11 protein-coding genes are annotated in these 16,369 nt (G+C 57.6%); 4 read left to right on the top strand and 7 right to left on the bottom strand.

The window, feature by feature from the left end:
- Nucleotides 1-5 precede the first annotated feature (5 nt).
- The 7 genes from PHX60_RS02390 to PHX60_RS02360 are packed head-to-tail and all read right to left on the bottom strand — an operon-like array spanning nt 6 to nt 9,991.
- Nucleotides 6-3,215 (bottom strand): cyclic nucleotide-binding domain-containing protein, encoded by a 3,210-nt coding sequence (locus PHX60_RS02390; protein WP_300074145.1) that lies wholly within the window; start codon nt 3,213-3,215, stop codon nt 6-8.
- A gap of 44 nt (nt 3,216-3,259) precedes the next feature.
- A complete protein-coding gene (locus PHX60_RS02385) occupies nt 3,260-4,042 on the bottom strand; it encodes an amino acid ABC transporter ATP-binding protein (RefSeq protein ID WP_300074142.1) in 783 nt (260 codons plus the stop codon).
- A gap of 26 nt (nt 4,043-4,068) precedes the next feature.
- Nucleotides 4,069-5,172: an amino acid ABC transporter permease gene (locus PHX60_RS02380; RefSeq protein ID WP_300074139.1), complete on the bottom strand. Its 1,104-nt coding sequence runs from the start codon at nt 5,170-5,172 to the stop codon at nt 4,069-4,071.
- Between the two features lie 3 nt (nt 5,173-5,175).
- A complete protein-coding gene (locus PHX60_RS02375) occupies nt 5,176-6,210 on the bottom strand; it encodes an ABC transporter permease subunit (protein WP_300074137.1) in 1,035 nt (344 codons plus the stop codon).
- Nucleotides 6,207-7,232: an amino acid ABC transporter substrate-binding protein gene (locus PHX60_RS02370; protein ID WP_300074134.1), complete on the bottom strand. Its 1,026-nt coding sequence runs from the start codon at nt 7,230-7,232 to the stop codon at nt 6,207-6,209. Before PHX60_RS02370 ends, PHX60_RS02375 begins: the two co-directional genes overlap by 4 nt.
- Nucleotides 7,233-7,282: 50 nt before the next feature.
- Complete coding sequence (locus tag PHX60_RS02365) at nt 7,283-8,587, bottom strand: 3-deoxy-D-manno-octulosonic acid transferase (protein ID WP_300074131.1); 1,305 nt, start codon at nt 8,585-8,587, stop codon at nt 7,283-7,285.
- Nucleotides 8,588-8,602: 15 nt separating this feature from the next.
- The gene (locus PHX60_RS02360) at nt 8,603-9,991 is read right to left on the bottom strand and encodes a phosphomannomutase/phosphoglucomutase (protein WP_300074128.1); all 1,389 of its coding nucleotides are present in this window, start codon (nt 9,989-9,991) and stop codon (nt 8,603-8,605) included.
- A gap of 221 nt (nt 9,992-10,212) precedes the next feature.
- Between PHX60_RS02360 and PHX60_RS02355 the strand changes: the two genes are divergently transcribed.
- The 4 genes from PHX60_RS02355 (at nt 10,213) to PHX60_RS02340 (ending at nt 16,318) form a co-directional block, all read left to right on the top strand.
- Nucleotides 10,213-12,408: an EAL domain-containing protein gene (locus PHX60_RS02355; RefSeq protein WP_366144325.1), complete on the top strand. Its 2,196-nt coding sequence runs from the start codon at nt 10,213-10,215 to the stop codon at nt 12,406-12,408.
- A 98-nt stretch (nt 12,409-12,506) separates the two neighbouring features.
- Entirely contained in the window at nt 12,507-15,083 is a 2,577-nt protein-coding gene (locus tag PHX60_RS02350; protein WP_300074125.1) for a chemotaxis protein CheW, read from the top strand.
- A 62-nt stretch (nt 15,084-15,145) separates the two neighbouring features.
- Nucleotides 15,146-16,027: a DNA/RNA non-specific endonuclease gene (locus tag PHX60_RS02345; RefSeq protein WP_300074122.1), complete on the top strand. Its 882-nt coding sequence runs from the start codon at nt 15,146-15,148 to the stop codon at nt 16,025-16,027.
- Between the two features lie 39 nt (nt 16,028-16,066).
- On the top strand, nt 16,067-16,318 hold the full coding sequence (locus tag PHX60_RS02340; protein WP_300074119.1) for a hypothetical protein: 252 nt from the start codon (nt 16,067-16,069) through the stop codon (nt 16,316-16,318).
- The last annotated feature ends 51 nt before the right edge of the window (nt 16,319-16,369 follow it).

The raw sequence follows: 16,369 nt of genomic DNA, 5'->3' as shown, positions 1-16,369 counted from the left end.
GTTTTTTAATCTGCCCGATTGGCCACGCTGGGTAGTGTGGCCAATCCTTTGGCTTGGCGCACTTGGCGGCAAAGCATTTGGATAAAACCGTGGGCAATTTCGATGCTTTCGGCCATCAAATCTTCTAGGTGTTCATGATCTAGGCTCAACAGTAGCCCCTCACACAGGGCGGTAACGGTTTCTGTGCTTGGCGCTGGGTCTAACACGGCCAGTTCGCCAAAAACCTCTAAAGGCCCCAATTGTCCTAATGGTTGTCCTTGGCGCGATAGAGCAAAATCACCCTTAAAAATAACGTATAAACAATTGCTGTTTTCACCTTCACGCATGATGATTTGTCCGGGCTGCACGGTCAGTTCTACCAGTGCATCAGCAATATCAGCTAAAAAATGATGGGAGACATTAGAGAAAATGGCCACCTGGCGCAAGAGCATTACTTTTTCAATGGTGAGCATGATGCCGGTAATTCTTTCTGTACTGGGCTTTAAAGCGGCCTGTGCAATGGCGAGTAACGTGGGTTCAGGCGAACGCGCCCAGCGTTGCAAGGTGTTAGGCTCGGGCAAAATGCCGTCCTGCATCCCTGCATACAAAGCACAGCTGTGTATCCAAGCGCTGCAAGGTATGGTGGTGCTGTCGAGCTGGTTTATAAATTGGCGCAGATGGGTCGGGGGGGGTGCGCGTCTGCCAACGGTATCCAGCAGACCCAATACCATTTTTTTTTGTGCCGTGGGCAACAAGGTATCGAGCATTTCTAAGGCGTAGGCGCGTTCTTCCTCGCTACCCCGGTTATAGTGCCAAGCAAGATGGGTCACTTTATCGCGCGGCAATACCAGTGCCAGTAGCAAAAATAAGCGGTTGCGTTCGCGTTGCCGTGTTTGGTGACAGGCCGCACGCAGCAGTTCTAGCCGCTCACCTTGGCCCACCAAGGAGGCCCCTTGTTCAAGCAAGGCAGCTACGGCTACTGCTGCTTGGATTTCTGCCCACACGGTGGCGGCTTGCTCACCAAGTGCCACGTATTTGACAAATTCTAATGCTTGGGCCACAGCCAGCCGGGCATTCAAATCGTGGGTACATAGCTGTTGCCACAGTTGCACACTGGCCGCCGGACTGCCAATGCGGCCCAATAGCCACGCTACACGGGTGCGTGTGCTGCTGTCTGTGGTGGGGTCATTTTGCAGTGCGGCCAGTGCGGGCAAGATACTATCGCCAGCATGGACTAACGCCACTGCGGCGGCATGGCCCACATGGCGCCAGCGCAGCGCACGCAGTAGCGCCGGACGCAGAGGGGCGGCATGAACCCGGCGCGCCGCCCGCAGTGCGGCCCGCTGTGCCAAGCGGTTGTCAGACACTATGCAATACATCAGTGGCCGGTAAAATTGGCGTGAGGCCAGTTCCTCTAGCAGGAAGCCAATAGCGTGCTGTCCAGCCTTGCTGTTTTCTGTACGCAAAGCCTGAAAGGCATCGGCAGCTGCCAGTGCTCCATCGATACCACAATGGCGCATCAGACCGATAATGGCCCCGGCGCGTAGCAGTGGGTCGGGGTGTGTTAAAAATCCCACCAACCTATCGAAGGCTTGGTCTTCATCGGTGGCGGCAAAGGCACACAAAGCCTGTACCAACACTTCGGGTTCGTTTTCTTGCTCGATCAAAGAGTCAATCGCTGGTGCTAATGTGGTCAGGGCGGCTTTTTCTGCTAAACGTAAACCTTGGCGGCGTACCTCTGCATCAGGATGGTGCAGTGTGGTGTGGATAGCCCCAGTCAAGCGGTGCGGTGCATGGGTTTGCAGCAGGCCCAAGGCAAAAATAACTTGTGCGGCATCGTGGCTGTGCAGTTGCTGCTCTAGCAGGGCAATGCTCGTGTCGTTGTGCAGACTCAATGCGCCTGCGCCTAACCGGCGTTTCGCCATCGCCTGCCCCAGAGCTTCGCGATAGCGTACAAACTGGTGTTGTGCTGTCCATGCCCAAGCAATAGCCAGCAGTAGCGCAAAAATGCACAGTTCTAAGGCCCCAAAGCCCAGCAGTAAATTCAGGCCCAATAATCCCAGTCCCGCTATGCCTGCTGCTATTTGTTCTACATAGCTGCCCGAAGCGGCATGGGCGCGCGTGCGTAGCTCGGCAGGTAGGGGCTGATAAACCATTAAAAATCCAGTGGTATAGACTCCATTACGTACAGATTCATCAATTAATTTAATGGCCGCCATCAGCATGAAAAAACCTGCACTAGATTCTAACAAGGTGGCTGCTAATGTGGCCAGCGTGCCAAAAATAATCACCAATCCAGGCAATGACAGCATGGCAACGCCTACCCCATAGCGGCGTAGCACCGGGCCTGATACAAAAAGATTGCACAGTAAGTTAATCACTCCGCTGGCAGCAAAGAAAACAGCAATAAAAGAGGCCAAAGCTTCTTTTTCTGCATAATGGTGTTCGGCTAAAGCATAAAAAGCATTGTCGATGACAAAGTGGGCTATTTCAGCCAACAAAACCATCAAGAAAATCAGGTTGACATACGATTGATACTGGCCAAATCCGCCAAGTACCTGAAAGCCAGAGGGTTCTTCTTCGCTTGAATGCTCAACGGCTAAATCCGCCCCAAACTGTGCGCGTGTGGTTAGCACAATCCATATACCTACACCCATAGCCAGCGCAGACACTAGCACTAAATCGGGTGTCGCTAGGCTGCTATTGAGCAGTAGCGGAATAGCAAAACCACCCACAATAACGGCTGCTGGTTCGCCAGCACTGATGATGCCAAACAGGCGTTTGGCATCGCGCAAGGTAAACATGCGCTCGGCTAAGCCCCAAAACACTAAGCCAGCAATCATCCACTCTACTTCGACCCATACGGTCAGTAAGGCAATCAGCCAGTGTGCCGAGGGCGTTTGCAAGCCAATCCAAGCGACACACAAGGCTACGATATCGAAAGCCATTGCAACGAAGAGAAGCGCCCAAAAAGACACGCGCCGCTGCAACCACAGGTAGCCAGCACCAACCAAAGGGGCCAAAGCGGCGGCACCCAAATAGGTGTAGGGCAATTGGGCTGCCCCAAAAGTATCTAAAAATAAGGTAAAGGCAGTAACGTTGGTAACGACCCTGGGCAGACCTAAGCAAAAAAAGGAGAGCGCGACAAACAGGGCAATTTTTTGAAGTTCGCGCTGCTTCAACAGGGGTGGAGGGGGGTTGGGGTCACGCATTTCGTGGCAAGCATAGTCGGGCATGGCAAGCCGCGTCAATGAATGCTTTGCCAAACCACAGGCGCAGGCTATACAGTGGGTTGCCCCAACAGTTTGTTGAGAAATTGCCGCGCTCGTTCGCTGCGCGGCTGGCTAAAAAAGGCATCTGGGCTGGCTTGTTCGATGATTTGACCTTGGTCCATGAACACCACCCGGTCGGCCACGGAGCGGGCAAAATCCATCTCGTGCGTTACGCACAGCATGGTGATGCCTTGATCGGCCAAGGCCACCATGACATCCAACACTTCATGCACCATCTCGGGGTCAAGGGCCGAGGTCGGTTCATCGAACAACAAAATGTCGGGCGATAAGCACAGTGCGCGTGCAATCGCTACCCGTTGCTGTTGTCCGCCCGACAATTGCAGCGGAAACTTGTGCGCTTGCTCGGCAATATGCACGCGCTCTAGCTGTTGCAGTGCCTGCGCCTGTGCTTGGGCGCGTGGCACTTGGGCGGCATGGATTGGCCCCAGCGTTAGGTTGTCTAGCACGCTCAGGTGTGGAAACAAATTGAACTGCTGAAACACCATACCCACATGGCGGCGCACTTGGGCAATCGCGCGTTCATCTTCTTGCCCCTCGGGCTGCAAAGTGACCCCGGCCACCGATAGGCTACCTTGTTGGAACGGCTCTAAGGCATTGATGCAGCGAATCAAGGTCGATTTACCCGAACCCGAGGGGCCGCACACCACGATGCGCTCGCCTCGGGCAATGTCCAAATCAATATCGCGCAGCACATGAAAATCACTGCCAAACCATTTGTTCAGTTGCTGAAATTGAATCAATGGGGCAGTGGCAGGAGAGGCAACAGGCATGGGATGGATGGGCATCGAAAGAAAACTCAGCGGGCATGGGTACGCGCTTGGCGCTGTTCTATCCAGAGGCTGTAACGCGACATGGCCGCGCAGACAGCGAAATAAATCAGCGTGATGAACAGATAGCCCTCCAGCATGAAGGGCCGCCATTCGGGGTCGCCACTCAGGGCTAGACCAAGCGAGCCAGTCAATTCGTACAGGCTGACAATGGTGATGAGCGAGCTGTCTTTGAAGATGGAGATAAAGCTGTTCATCAAGCCCGGCACGACTGCCGCCAAGGCTTGGGGCAACACCACCAGTCGCTGGGTTTGCCACCAGCCCAAGCCCACACTGGCGGCGGCTTCAAGCTGGCCGCGTGGCACGGCCTGTAAACCGGCACGCACGGTTTCGGCCAAATAGGCGGCAGCAAACAAGGCAATGCCCAGCAGCACGCGCAGTAGCACATCGGGCGTGGCCCCTACGGGCAGAAACAGCGGAAACAAAAAACTGGCCATGAACAGCACCGAAATCAGCGGCACACCACGCACCAGCTCAATGTACAAGCTGCACAAAGCACGAATGGCAGGCATGTCTGAGCGCCGCCCCAGCGCCAACAGCACCGCCAGCGGGGCCGCCAGCACGATGGACAGGGTACTGAGCATCAAGGTGAGGGGCAGGCCGCCCCAGCGGTCGGTGGATATGGCCGTCCAACCCAAGAGGCCACCGCCCATCAAGGCAAAAAATAGCGCCCATACCAGTAACCAAGCCAGCGGTAGCCAGCGGTTCCAACAACGGTGCAAGCCACTGGCGATAATCAGGGCCAACAGCAAGCCCGTGGCCAGCACAGGCCGCCAGCTTTCCTCTTGTGGATAGCGCCCTAGCAGGATGAAGCGGTATTTTTCGGCCAGCATGGCCCAACAAGCGCCGCTGCCGCGTGCGGCTTGGCAACTGGGGGCATCGGCCTGCCACAGGGCTTGCCACAAGGCCCAATCGGCCAGTGGTGGTAGCCAGAAGATGGCAGCAGTCAACAGGGCCAAGCTGGTCAGGCTGTGCCACCAAGTGCCAAACCAAGCACGGCGCAGCGTGGCCCCGAACCCACCTGCACGCGCTGGCGCTGGACGGGCTGCAATTTCTGGGGACGGCTGAGGCATGTTTTAACGCTCCCGCAGTGCCGCCCGGCGGTTCAGGTAGCCCATCAGCAGTGCGGTACAGAGCGACAAGGCCAAATAGACCAGCATGATGAGGGCGATGCACTCCAAGGCGCGCCCGGTTTGGTTCAAACTGGTGTTGGCAATTGACACCACATCCGGGTAACCCACCGCCACCGCCAGCGATGAATTTTTCGTCAGGTTCAGGTATTGGTTTGTCAAGGGCGGCACAATCACGCGCAGTGCCAGCGGACCACTGACGTGGCGCAGGGTTTGCCAACGGCCCAGGCCGATGCTCAAAGCGGCTTCTATTTGGCCCTGTGGCACGGCGCTGATGCCAGCACGCACCACTTCGGCCACAAAGGCGGCGGTGTACAACGTCAGGCCCAGCAGCAGGGCCAAAAATTCGGGCGATAGGGCCGCGCCGCCTTCGATGGCAAAACCCTCTAGCCGGGGTAGGCTCCAATGCCAGCCTTGGGCCGTTTGCATAGGAAAGGGCAGGCTTAGGCCCGCTTTGCTCCACAAAATAAATTCGCCCCAATGCCACGCTTCCGTTGGGTCGGGCAGGTACTCCACCAGCAACAGATACCACAGCAGCAATTGCACCAACAGCGGCACATTGCGAAACAGCTCGACGTAGGCCCGGCACAGCAGCCGCAGCGGTAGGTTGCTGGATAAACGCCCCACCCCCAGCAGCGCCCCAAGCAAGGTACACAGCACAATCGCCAGCACAGAAACGCGCAAGGTGTTGAGCAGGCCCACGGCAAAGGCGCGGGCATAGCTGTCGGTGGCTGCAAAGGGGATGGCTTGTTCGCCAATATCAAAACCAGCGGTTTGGCGTAAAAAATCCCAACCACTTTGGATGCCGCGTGCCGCCATATTGGCTTGGGTGTTGTGTACCAGCCAAGCCAAACCCCAGAGCACGGCCAGCACAGCTAATAGTTGCCACACCAGCGCCCGTGTGCCGGGGTGGTGCCAAGACCAACGCCGCCGTGCCCGTGGCGGTGCGGGGCGCGGTGCAATCAGGGGGCGTTGGCTCACCGTACTGGCAAGGCGTAGAGCAGACCCCCTTGGTTCCAGAGGCGGTTCAGGCCGCGTGGCAAGCCGACGGAGGTCTTCTCGCCCACGTTGCGCTCGTAGATTTCGCCATAGTTGCCCACAGCTTGGATGGCACGCACCAGCCAATCACGGTCTAAGCCGAGCAGTTTGCCGATGTCTTCGGTTTTGCCCAGCAAGCGGTTGACCACGGGGTCAGTGCTTTCGGCTTTGAGTTGGGCCACATTGGCTTGGGTGATGCCGTTTTCTTCGGCTTCTATCAGGCCATAAACCACCCAGCGCACCAGGGCTTGCCATTCATCATCGCCCCGGCGCACCAGCGGCCCCAAGGGTTCTTTAGAAATCAACTCGGGCAGGATGAGGTGTTCTTGGGGGTTCTTGGCTTCTTTGGCCCGCACTGAGGCCAGCCCCGAGGCATCGGTGGTGTAGGCTTGGCAGCGTCCGGCAAAGTAGGCTGCGTTGGCGGCATCAAACTTATCAAACACTACCGGCTTGAGGTTGAGGCTGTGAGCGCGCGAGAAGTCGGTCAGGTTTTTCTCCGACGTAGTGCCCGATTGCACGCACACGGTGGCCCCCTTGAGCTGCTTGGCACTTTTCACCTTGAGCTTGGCTGGCACCATAAAGCCTTGGCCGTCGTAAAACACCACAGCGGTAGCGGCCAAGCCCATCGAGGCATCGCGTGTCAGTGTGACGGTGGTATTGCGCGAGAGCACATCTACTTCGCCCGATTGCAAGGCAGTAAAGCGTTGTTGCGAGGCCAGCGGCACCCATTTCACCTTGTCGGCACTGCCCAGCACGGCAGCAGCCACGGCCTTGGCAATATCCACATCCAAGCCTGTCCATTGGCCTTGGCTGTTAGCGGCGGAAAAGCCCGGCACGCCAGTGCTAACCCCGACGGCAATTTGGCCGCGTTGCTGGATGGTGTCGAGCGTTTTACCCGCATGGGCGGGTAGCAACGCGGCCACGCCAAGGGCCAAAGCCGTCAGACAAGTGCGAAAAGAGCGCATAAAAACTTCTTCCAAATGTGTGAATACTGAACGGTGCAAGGTTAAACCATTTACCGGCCCGGTGGCCACAAAGCCCATACCGCGCTGGCGCTGGCTTGTGCTGCCCCACGGTGTGCTTGGCCCAAGTTGTGCGCTGCGGCTTGGGCTGCTGCCAGAGCAGGGCCGTTTTGCACCCAAGCACCAGCCCAGCGCACCGCTTGTGCCATGTCTTGTGCCGGGCGGGCGGCCCCTTGGGCCAAGGCCAAGGCGGTGGCTTCGGCAAAATTAAAGCTGTGTGGCCCCACTACGATGGGGCAGCCACAGGCGGCGGCTTCAATCAGGTTTTGTCCGCCCAGTGGGGCAAAGCTACCACCCAATAAAGCCACGCTGGCCAGGCTGTAATACAGTGCCATCTCGCCCAAAGAATCCCCCAACCAGACATCCGCCGGTATCGGCTGGCCGCCTGTCCATTGGCTGCGCCGCGATACTTGCAAACCGGCTTGGGCTAACAAGGCGGCCACCTCGTCAAAACGCTGCGGGTGGCGCGGCACAATCAGCCACTGCACCGGCATTTGGGCTATGCTTTGCGCGGCTTGTTGTGCTGCCAAGGCTTGCAGCCACAAGGCTTCTTCGCCCTCGCGGCTGCTGGCTAACATCAGCACGGGTTTGGGATAGCTGGCCCGCCAGTGTTGGCCTTGGGCAATTTGCGTCGCATCCGGCACGGCATCAAATTTGAGATTACCCAAAACCCCGGCCACCTTGGCCCCCAAGGCGCGCAGGCGCTGTGCATCGGCTTCGCTTTGGGCATAGACCGCTGTCAGACCGGCATAAGCCGGGCGCGCCAGCCAGCCCAAGCGTTGTGCTTGCCGGTACGATTTTTCATTCAGCCGTGCGTTGGCTAACACCAATGGAAGGTGTTGGCGCTGGCAGGCGGCAATCAGATTCGGCCAGACTTCGGTTTCCATCAACACGCCCAGCGTTGGCCGAAACTGGCGCAAAAAACGCTGTACGGCGCTGGGGCTGTCCCACGGCAGCCATACTTGGCGGTCGCCGGGGTGCAGCAGTTTTTGCCCTTCGGCGCGTCCGGTGGCGGTGCTGTGCGTCAGCAATAGGCGCAAGCCGGGCCGTTGTTGGCGCAGGGCGGCCAGCAAAATGGCCGCGGCACGGGTTTCGCCCAAAGATACCGCGTGTATCCATAACCAGCCCACTTGCGCATCTTGTGCCGGGTGTTGTTCGGCAGCGTAGTAGCCAAAGCGTTCTTCCACCGCCACGGCATAGCCCGGTTCGGCCTGCGCCCGGCGGCGCAGCTTGCGTCGCAGCAGTGGGTAGGCCAGATAAGTCAGGCCCGCATACAGGGCACGCGCCAGCGTGGGCATTCAGCAAGCCCCAGTTTAGTGGGCCGCATCACCGACCTGGGCATCGGGCTTGACGCGCTGCAACAGTGCCAGCATGGTAGTCTCGATGCGCTGTAAGGCTTCGGGGGTTTGGCCTTCAAAGCGCAACACCAGCACCGGCGTGGTGTTGCTGGCGCGAATCAAGCCAAAGCCGTCGGGCCAATCGACGCGCAGGCCATCAATGGTGCTGACTTGGGCCGGAGCGCTAAAGGTCTCGGCAGCCAAAGCCTGCAATTGGGCGCTCAGGCGGTGCGGCTCGCCTTCGGCACAGGCCACATTCAGCTCGGGCGTGCTGTGGCTGCTGGGCAGGGCATTGAGTACCGCGCTGGGGTCAGGGTGGCGGCTCAGAATCTCTAGCAGGCGGCAACCGGCATAGCTGCCATCGTCAAAGCCAAACCAGCGCTCTTTAAAGAAAATATGGCCGCTCATCTCGCCGCCTAGCGGGGCATCGAGTTGCTTCATTTGCGCCTTGATCAGCGAATGGCCGGTTTTGTACATCACCGGCACGCCACCGGCTGCCGTAATCGCTGGGGCCAAGCGCTGGGTGCATTTGACATCAAACACGATATGCCCACCGGGCACACGACTGAGCACATCTTGGGCAAACAGCATCATTTGCCGGTCAGGGAAAATGTTTTGTCCGTCTTTAGTCACAATGCCCAAACGATCGCCATCGCCATCAAAGGCCAAGCCCAATTCAGCATCGCTGCTTTGCAGTGCGGCGATCAGGTCGCGCAGATTTTCGGGTTTGCTCGGGTCGGGGTGGTGGTTCGGGAAGTTGCCATCCACGTCAGAGAACAACTCGATGACTTCACAGCCCAAGGCGCGGAACAAGGCAGGCGCGGTGGCCCCGGCTACGCCATTGCCGCAGTCCACCACAATTTTCATCGGGCGTGCCAATTTCACATCTTTGCAGATGTGCGCTTGGTAGGCAGGCCAGACATCGGCGCTACGCACGCTGCCGCCGGGGGCCAGTTGCCAGCTCTCTTGCTCCATAGTGTGGCGCAGGGCTTGGATTTCATCGCCATAAATAGCCCGCCCAGCCAGCACCATTTTGAAGCCGTTGTAATCTTTCGGGTTGTGGCTGCCGGTGACTTGGATGCCCGATGCACACAGGGTATGGGCAGCAAAATACAACATGGGCGTAGTCACCATGCCCACATCAATCACTTCTATGCCTGCTTCTACCAGCCCAGCCATCAAGGCATTGGACAATGTGGGGCCAGACAAACGGCCATCGCGCCCCACCGCCACCGTGGTTTGACCGGCTGCGCGGGCTGCACTGCCAAAAGCCCGCCCCAGCCCACGCGCTACCTCTTCGGTCAAGGTGGTGGGCACAATGCCACGAATATCATAGGCTTTGAAGATAGAGGGAGAGGGCTGCACGGGAGAGGGCTTTCAGAAAAATAAAAAAACCGTGCCATTGTAGGCGGCGCAATCAAGCGATAAAAGCCCAGGGCAGCACAGCCGAAATCCACCCGATAGTGCTTAAAAATTAACGCCGGTTCTGCATCCTTCGGGATAACCCCGTATGCTGCCAACAGAAAAATACTGCTACGGCAACGATACTCTTAGCCCTCAACAGGAAAAAAGGATAAGTGACTGCGATGGATTCGCCCCAGCTCCCCAACCCGCCCTTTCATGATGCTGCGGCTCACACCATGCGCGAGCAGCGCATCTACGACGATTTGCAAGCGAGTAACAGTTTGCTACAACAGGCCGGGCGTTTGGCGCGTTTGGGTGTCTGGGAAGACCAACCGGGCCAGGGGCCGGTGTATTGGTCCGATGTGTGCTACGAAATCCACGGTTTGCCGCCCGGCAGCCCCTTGCCGCGCGATTATGTGCAGCGCCATGTGGCCCCAGTGTGGCACGAGACCTTCCGCAATGCCCTGCGCCAATGTATTCGCCAGCGGGTAGAGTGGAATGTAGAAATTCAAATTGTGCGCGCCGATGGCCGCTTGGTTTGGATGCGCGCTTTGGGCGAGCCGGTGCTAGAAAACGGCCAAGTGGTGCGTATTCGGGGGGTGATGCAAGACATTGATGCCTCCAAACGTGCCGAGGCGCAGGTACGCGAGCGCGAAGCGCTGCTCTCGCTCACGCTGGCGGCGGCCTCTTTGGGCCGTTGGGACTGGGATTTGCAAACTGGCTGCATCCAAGGTGATGCCCGTTGGTTGGCCATGCGTGGCTTTCATCCCGATGACGAGGGAGCCAGCGAGCCAGTACCTTGGCAGCAATGCAGCGTGTCGGAAGACATTCCCAAAATTGCACGGGAATTGGATCGGCATACGCGCCACTCGGTAACGCATTTTGATGCCACTTGGCGCGTGCCGCAACACCACGGCGGCGTGCGCTGGATTCGCAATTTAGGCAAAAGCGTGGCTTACGATACGGCCAGCGGCCACCCGTTGCGTATGTTGGGGGTCTCGATAGACGTGACCCCCCAGCACGAACACGAGCAGCAGCTGAACCGCTTAGCCCACCATGATTCCCTGACTGGTTTGCCCAATCGGGTGTTATTGGCCCGTTTTCTGGCCCAAGCGATGGAACAAGCGCGCACTTTGGGTACTATTTTGGGTGTGGCTTATTTGGACTTAGACGGCTTTAAACCCGTCAATGACCAGCATGGCCACGAAGCGGGCGACCATTTATTGGTGGCAGCGGCCAACCGCCTGACCCAGGCTTTGCGCGCTACCGATTGCGTGGCCCGGCTGGGCGGCGATGAGTTTGTGATTTTGTTGCCTGGCTTGCAAAGCGCTGCCGACTGCGAAAAAGCCCTGCGCCATGTCATGGAAAGCCTAGCGGCTCCCTACAGTGTCGGCCAAGAGCGCGTCACGGTCACGGCCAGCATTGGTTACACCCTGTACCCGCAAGACGATGCCGATGCCGACACCCTGTTGCGCCACGCCGACCAAGCCATGTACCACGCCAAACAGGCTGGGCGCAATCGGTTCTTGCAGTTTGATGCAGACTCTGAAAAGGCGGCGCAGCAGGTGCTGGCGCATACTGCCCGCTTGCACCTTGCCTTAACACAGCAACAGTTTGTACTTTACCTGCAACCCAAGGTAGATATGCGCCAAGGCACTGTGGTGGGGGCCGAAGCCTTGGTGCGCTGGCAGCACCCCGAAAAAGGCTTGCTGGCACCGGGTGCCTTTTTGCCACAAATGCAGGGCACGCCCTTAGAGCCGATTTTTGGTGCTTGGGTAGTAGATACTGCCCTAGAGATGGCCGTCATTTTGCACCGCCACGGCCTGCCGCTGCCCGTCAGTGTGAACATTGCCGCGCCGCATTTACAGCAGGCCAATTTTGCCGATTGGTTGGGCCAGCGCATGGCCTGCCATCCGGAGTTGCCCCCCGGCCGTCTGCGGATTGAAATCACCGAAACCGCTGCCCTGTACAACCTAGAGCCAGTTGCCAACACCTTGCTACGCCTGCGTGAAATGGGTGTATGCACGGCCTTGGATGATTTTGGTACGGGTTACTCGTCCTTAACCTATTTGCGCCGCCTACCGTTAGAAACCATCAAAATCGACCAAAGCTTTGTGCAAGGCATGGCCGACGATGCTGGTGACTTAGCCATTGTGCAGGGGGTGATTGGGCTGGCGCGCTCGTTTGACTACCACGTCATTGCCGAAGGGGTAGAAACGGTGGCCCAAGGTAGCATGTTGTTGGAGCTGGGTTGCGACTTGGCGCAAGGTTATTGCATTGCCAAACCGATGCCACTGAACGAATTTGTGGATTGGGTGGGGCGTTGGGAGGCTCCCTTGCCTTGGCAGGTACAAAACCCCGCCCCGCCGAGCAGATAACGGCTATTGAGCACACCTAAGCTCTAGGGCAAACCCTTGGCCCGACTCTTGCATTTCTGTGACTTAGCTCCGTCTCTGCCTAGAAAGGCCCGTCTGCTATGTCCTCCAGTGCCACCATCCATACCGACACCTTTATCCCTTTCATGCGCGACGTTGCCCGGTGCGAAAACGCACTGCGCGAACTGAACCTGATGTGGCGGCTGATTGAGGCTTCGGCCAAAATGAACTGCCCCGCCGAGGCCCGCAGTCTGCTGCCCATGATGAGCGCCACGCGCGAGGGCTTTCAACGGCTAGAGAGCGAATTGGTCACGTCCTTGGTGCAAGAGTCGATCCAGCAAGTAATGGCCGAATTGGGTACCAGCGCGCGCCAAGTGATTGACATGCTGGTGCGCAACCTGTACGAGCGCACGGCAGACGTAGGCTTTTTGGCCACCGACGAAAAATTGTGCCGCTTTGTGGCTGGTATCGACACTGACCCGGAGCCGGTGTTAGAACGCCTGCGTGAATACCGCGACAAATACACCGTTTATGACGAGATTTTGTTGCTCGACGCCCAAGGCACTGTGTTGGTGCATACCGATAGCGACTCGCCGATCGAAGGCAGCTTAGACCCGCTGATCGCCCAAACCTTGCAAAGTCGAGGCTATGTCGAAACCTTTCGGGCCAGCAACTTGCGCCCCGGTAAACCCCATGCTTTACTTTATTCCCAGCGCATCTTAGACCCGCGTACCAGCGAGCCAGTCGGCGTGCTGTGCCTGAGCTTTGATTTTGCCAGTGAGATGGACGGAATTTTTCAAGACCGGGAACAACATGACCGGCGCAGTCTGGCCGTGCTGCTCAATGGACAACAGCGGGTCATTGCCAGCAGCGACCCGCTCTGGTTGCCCGTGGGGGCCAAAGTGCCCGTGAACCATCATGGTGCGCCTGAACCGATGGTCTGTGCAGGTCGCACTTATTTGGTGCAGACAGCGCTGGCACAAGCGTACCAAGGCTATCCTGGGCCTAAAGCATGGGCTGGACAGGTGATGGTGCCGATTGAATTGGCTTTTGCCACAAAACAAAGCCAAACCATTGACCGCCTAGAGCCAGCAGTCGCTTTGGGTTTGTTAGCCCATGCCCAAACCTTTTGTCCACCCTTGAATGAAATTGTGTTGGCAGCCCAAACCATTCGGCGTGTGGTTTGGAACGGCCAAGTCATGACGGCCACCGAGCGTGGCAGCGAACAAAAACTCAAGGCGGTATTAGAGCAAGTAGGCCAAACGGGGGCACGTACCAACCAAGTATTTCAACAATCTATCTGTGACTTGTATGGCACTGCCTTGGGTTCACGCACCCGCGATAGCGAATTGTTGACCCATCTGCTGGTTAGCTTGTTAGACCGTAACTTGTATGAGCGCGCCAACGATTGCCGTTGGTGGGCACAAACACCGGAATTGGCTGTGTTACTCGCTGGCATGGCGCACGATGATGCACCCCCGCCCGACCCTGCCGCCTTGGCGCGTATCACCGGCGTGTTAGAGCGCATCCATGCCCTGTACACCGTTTATGAGCATTTAGTGGTCTATGACCGGCATGGGCGCATTGTCGCCAGCAGCCGTCCTCGGTTAGAGGATGGCCGTAGCGTACTAGAGCTATCTATAGAAGCCGATACGCTGGCCGCTGTGCTGGCGCTGCCCAACACCCAGTCTTACCACGTCAGTCCTTGGCGCGCTTCACCCCTATGCCGTGGGCAGGCCACCTATGTGTACCATGCAGCTATCCGGGCCTCTGGACGGCATCCGGCGGTGCTGGGTGGTATTGGCATTGTGTTCAGTGCCCCCCGAGAGCTGCAGGCCATGCTAGAGGGGAGCACGCTAGACAAACCCGGCGTGCAGGCCGCCTTTATCAACCGCCAAGGGCAGGTGTTGGCCAGTACCTGCCCCGACTACCCTAGCGGTAGCCACTTGGTTTTACCGCCCGAGTTGTTGCAACTGGAAGCAGGGCACAGTCTGTCGCGCGTCATGGTGTTGGATGGCCACTATTGCATTGTTGGAGCTTCCGCTTCGTCAGGCTACCGAGAATTTAAGCGCAGCGACGGCTATCGTGACGATGTGTTGGCGCTTTCTTTTGAGCGCTTGGGGGCCGTACAAAGTAGTGCAGTGGATGCGGTTCATCGCCAACGGGCAGCTCTGTTGACCGAAGTTTCAGCCACCGAGGGGCGCGAGATGGCCACGTTTTTTGTGGGCCCATCTCTGTTGGCGCTGGATGCAGCCAGTGTCTGCGAGGCTTTGCCCGCCACAGCTATTGCACCTGTATCAGCCAGTCGGCAAGCCTATTGTGTGGGTACTTTGGCATTGAAGACCCAAGGCAATATATCTAGCTATGTCTGGGTGTTTGATTTGGGCCAACTGTTGTCGGGTAAAGCATCGCCACAAACCCCGCAAAGCCAAGTGATTGTGTTGCGGCACGGTGAGCAATCGGTGGGTTTGTTGGCCAGTGAACTGCATGGTGTGGGCTTGTTTGCCCATCAACGCATTGTGAAAGCACCCGGTTTGCCCGGAACTGCAGGCAAGTTGATTACCCACCTGATCAAAGGGCATCCGGGGCAAACCTTGATTCAATGCTTGGATGTGGGGCAACTGGTGGCAATGTTGTGCCGCCATCCCGCGCTGTCGGTAGAGGCACTGGCAGCTTAAAAGGGCACCCTTAACGACAGAAAAATGCCACAGCAGCGGCAGCGATGGGCACAATGGGGCCTATGTTGTCCTTGCCTACTTTTTCTGCCCGCCTGCCGCTGCTCTTGCTGGCGCTGGCTACCCCGGCCTTGGCCGCTGCCACCGATTGCCCCGAGCATTTTGTGGCCGGACAGGCCCCCGTCATTACCCAGCCCAAAATCAAAGCGCGCACCCAAGAGGTCTGTTTTATTGCCTTTGCGGTGCTGCATTCTGGGGTCAGTCGTACCCCCTTGTATGCGGCGGAACACCTCACGCGCGCCAATTTGGCCCAAGCCAAGAACTTGGCGCGCAAAGACAGCTTTCATGCCGAAACCGCTCTGCGCCCTGCCGACCGTGCCGAGTTAGAAGACTACCAGCGCAGCGGCTACGACCGAGGCCATTTGGCCCCGAATGCCGATATGCCGACCCGTGAAGCCCAGCGCGAATCGTTCTCTTTGGCCAATATGGTGCCGCAAATCCACGCCAACAATGCCGGGGTTTGGGCCGGCCTTGAGGCGGCAGCCCGGCAATGGGCTATGGATGAGGGCGAGCTGTATGTCATCAGTGGCCCAGCTTTTGTAGGTAGCGACCTGAAAAAAGTGGGCAATGTATTGGTGCCCACCCATTTGTGGAAGGCAGTTTACAGCCCGAAACAGCAGCGAGCTGGGGTTTACCTTATCAGCAACGATGAAACTAAAGATTACGCTGCTATCAGCGTGGCCGATTTGGAAAAAATGGTGGGCTTGAACGTTTTGCCGGGTGTGCCTGCTGCTGTGCGTACCAAAGTGGCAGATTTGCCCAAACCGCTGGCACAGCGTGGTGGCGGCGGCAACCAAGACAAAGCCCCACCAGCTGAAGAAGGATTCCAACTCAAAGACTTGCTACAAATTTTGCTCAACTTCATTCAGCGCATCATCTCCAAGTGATACCGCCATTCAGCAATTTTTAGTACAACAGGATAGCCCATGCAAGACTTTAAGCCCTACAGCAACGAGAGCGAGGTAATTCGCATCGGTGGGTTAGAAATTGAAAACCGCCTTGACCGCATCACCCTGACCGGTGACTTGGTACTGACCAAAGACCAGCAAGGGCTGGCGCTGGCCAACGAGCTTCGCATTGTGGCCACGCGCATCGTCAAAACCCTAGAGCGGGAAAAAAAGCTGCCCGAATCGGTAGAAATCAAGCCCGCGCAAACTGTACCCAATCCGTTTCTCTGACTGCACGCGGGTTGCTGCAAATGCTGTTATCCTAAATAAACATCATTTGCA

The sequence above is a fragment of the Giesbergeria sp. genome, assembly GCF_028686475.1.
Taxonomy (GTDB): domain Bacteria; phylum Pseudomonadota; class Gammaproteobacteria; order Burkholderiales; family Burkholderiaceae_C; genus Simplicispira.
Note: the sequence above shows the minus strand (reverse complement) of the source record. Positions and strands in the feature narration are given on the sequence as shown.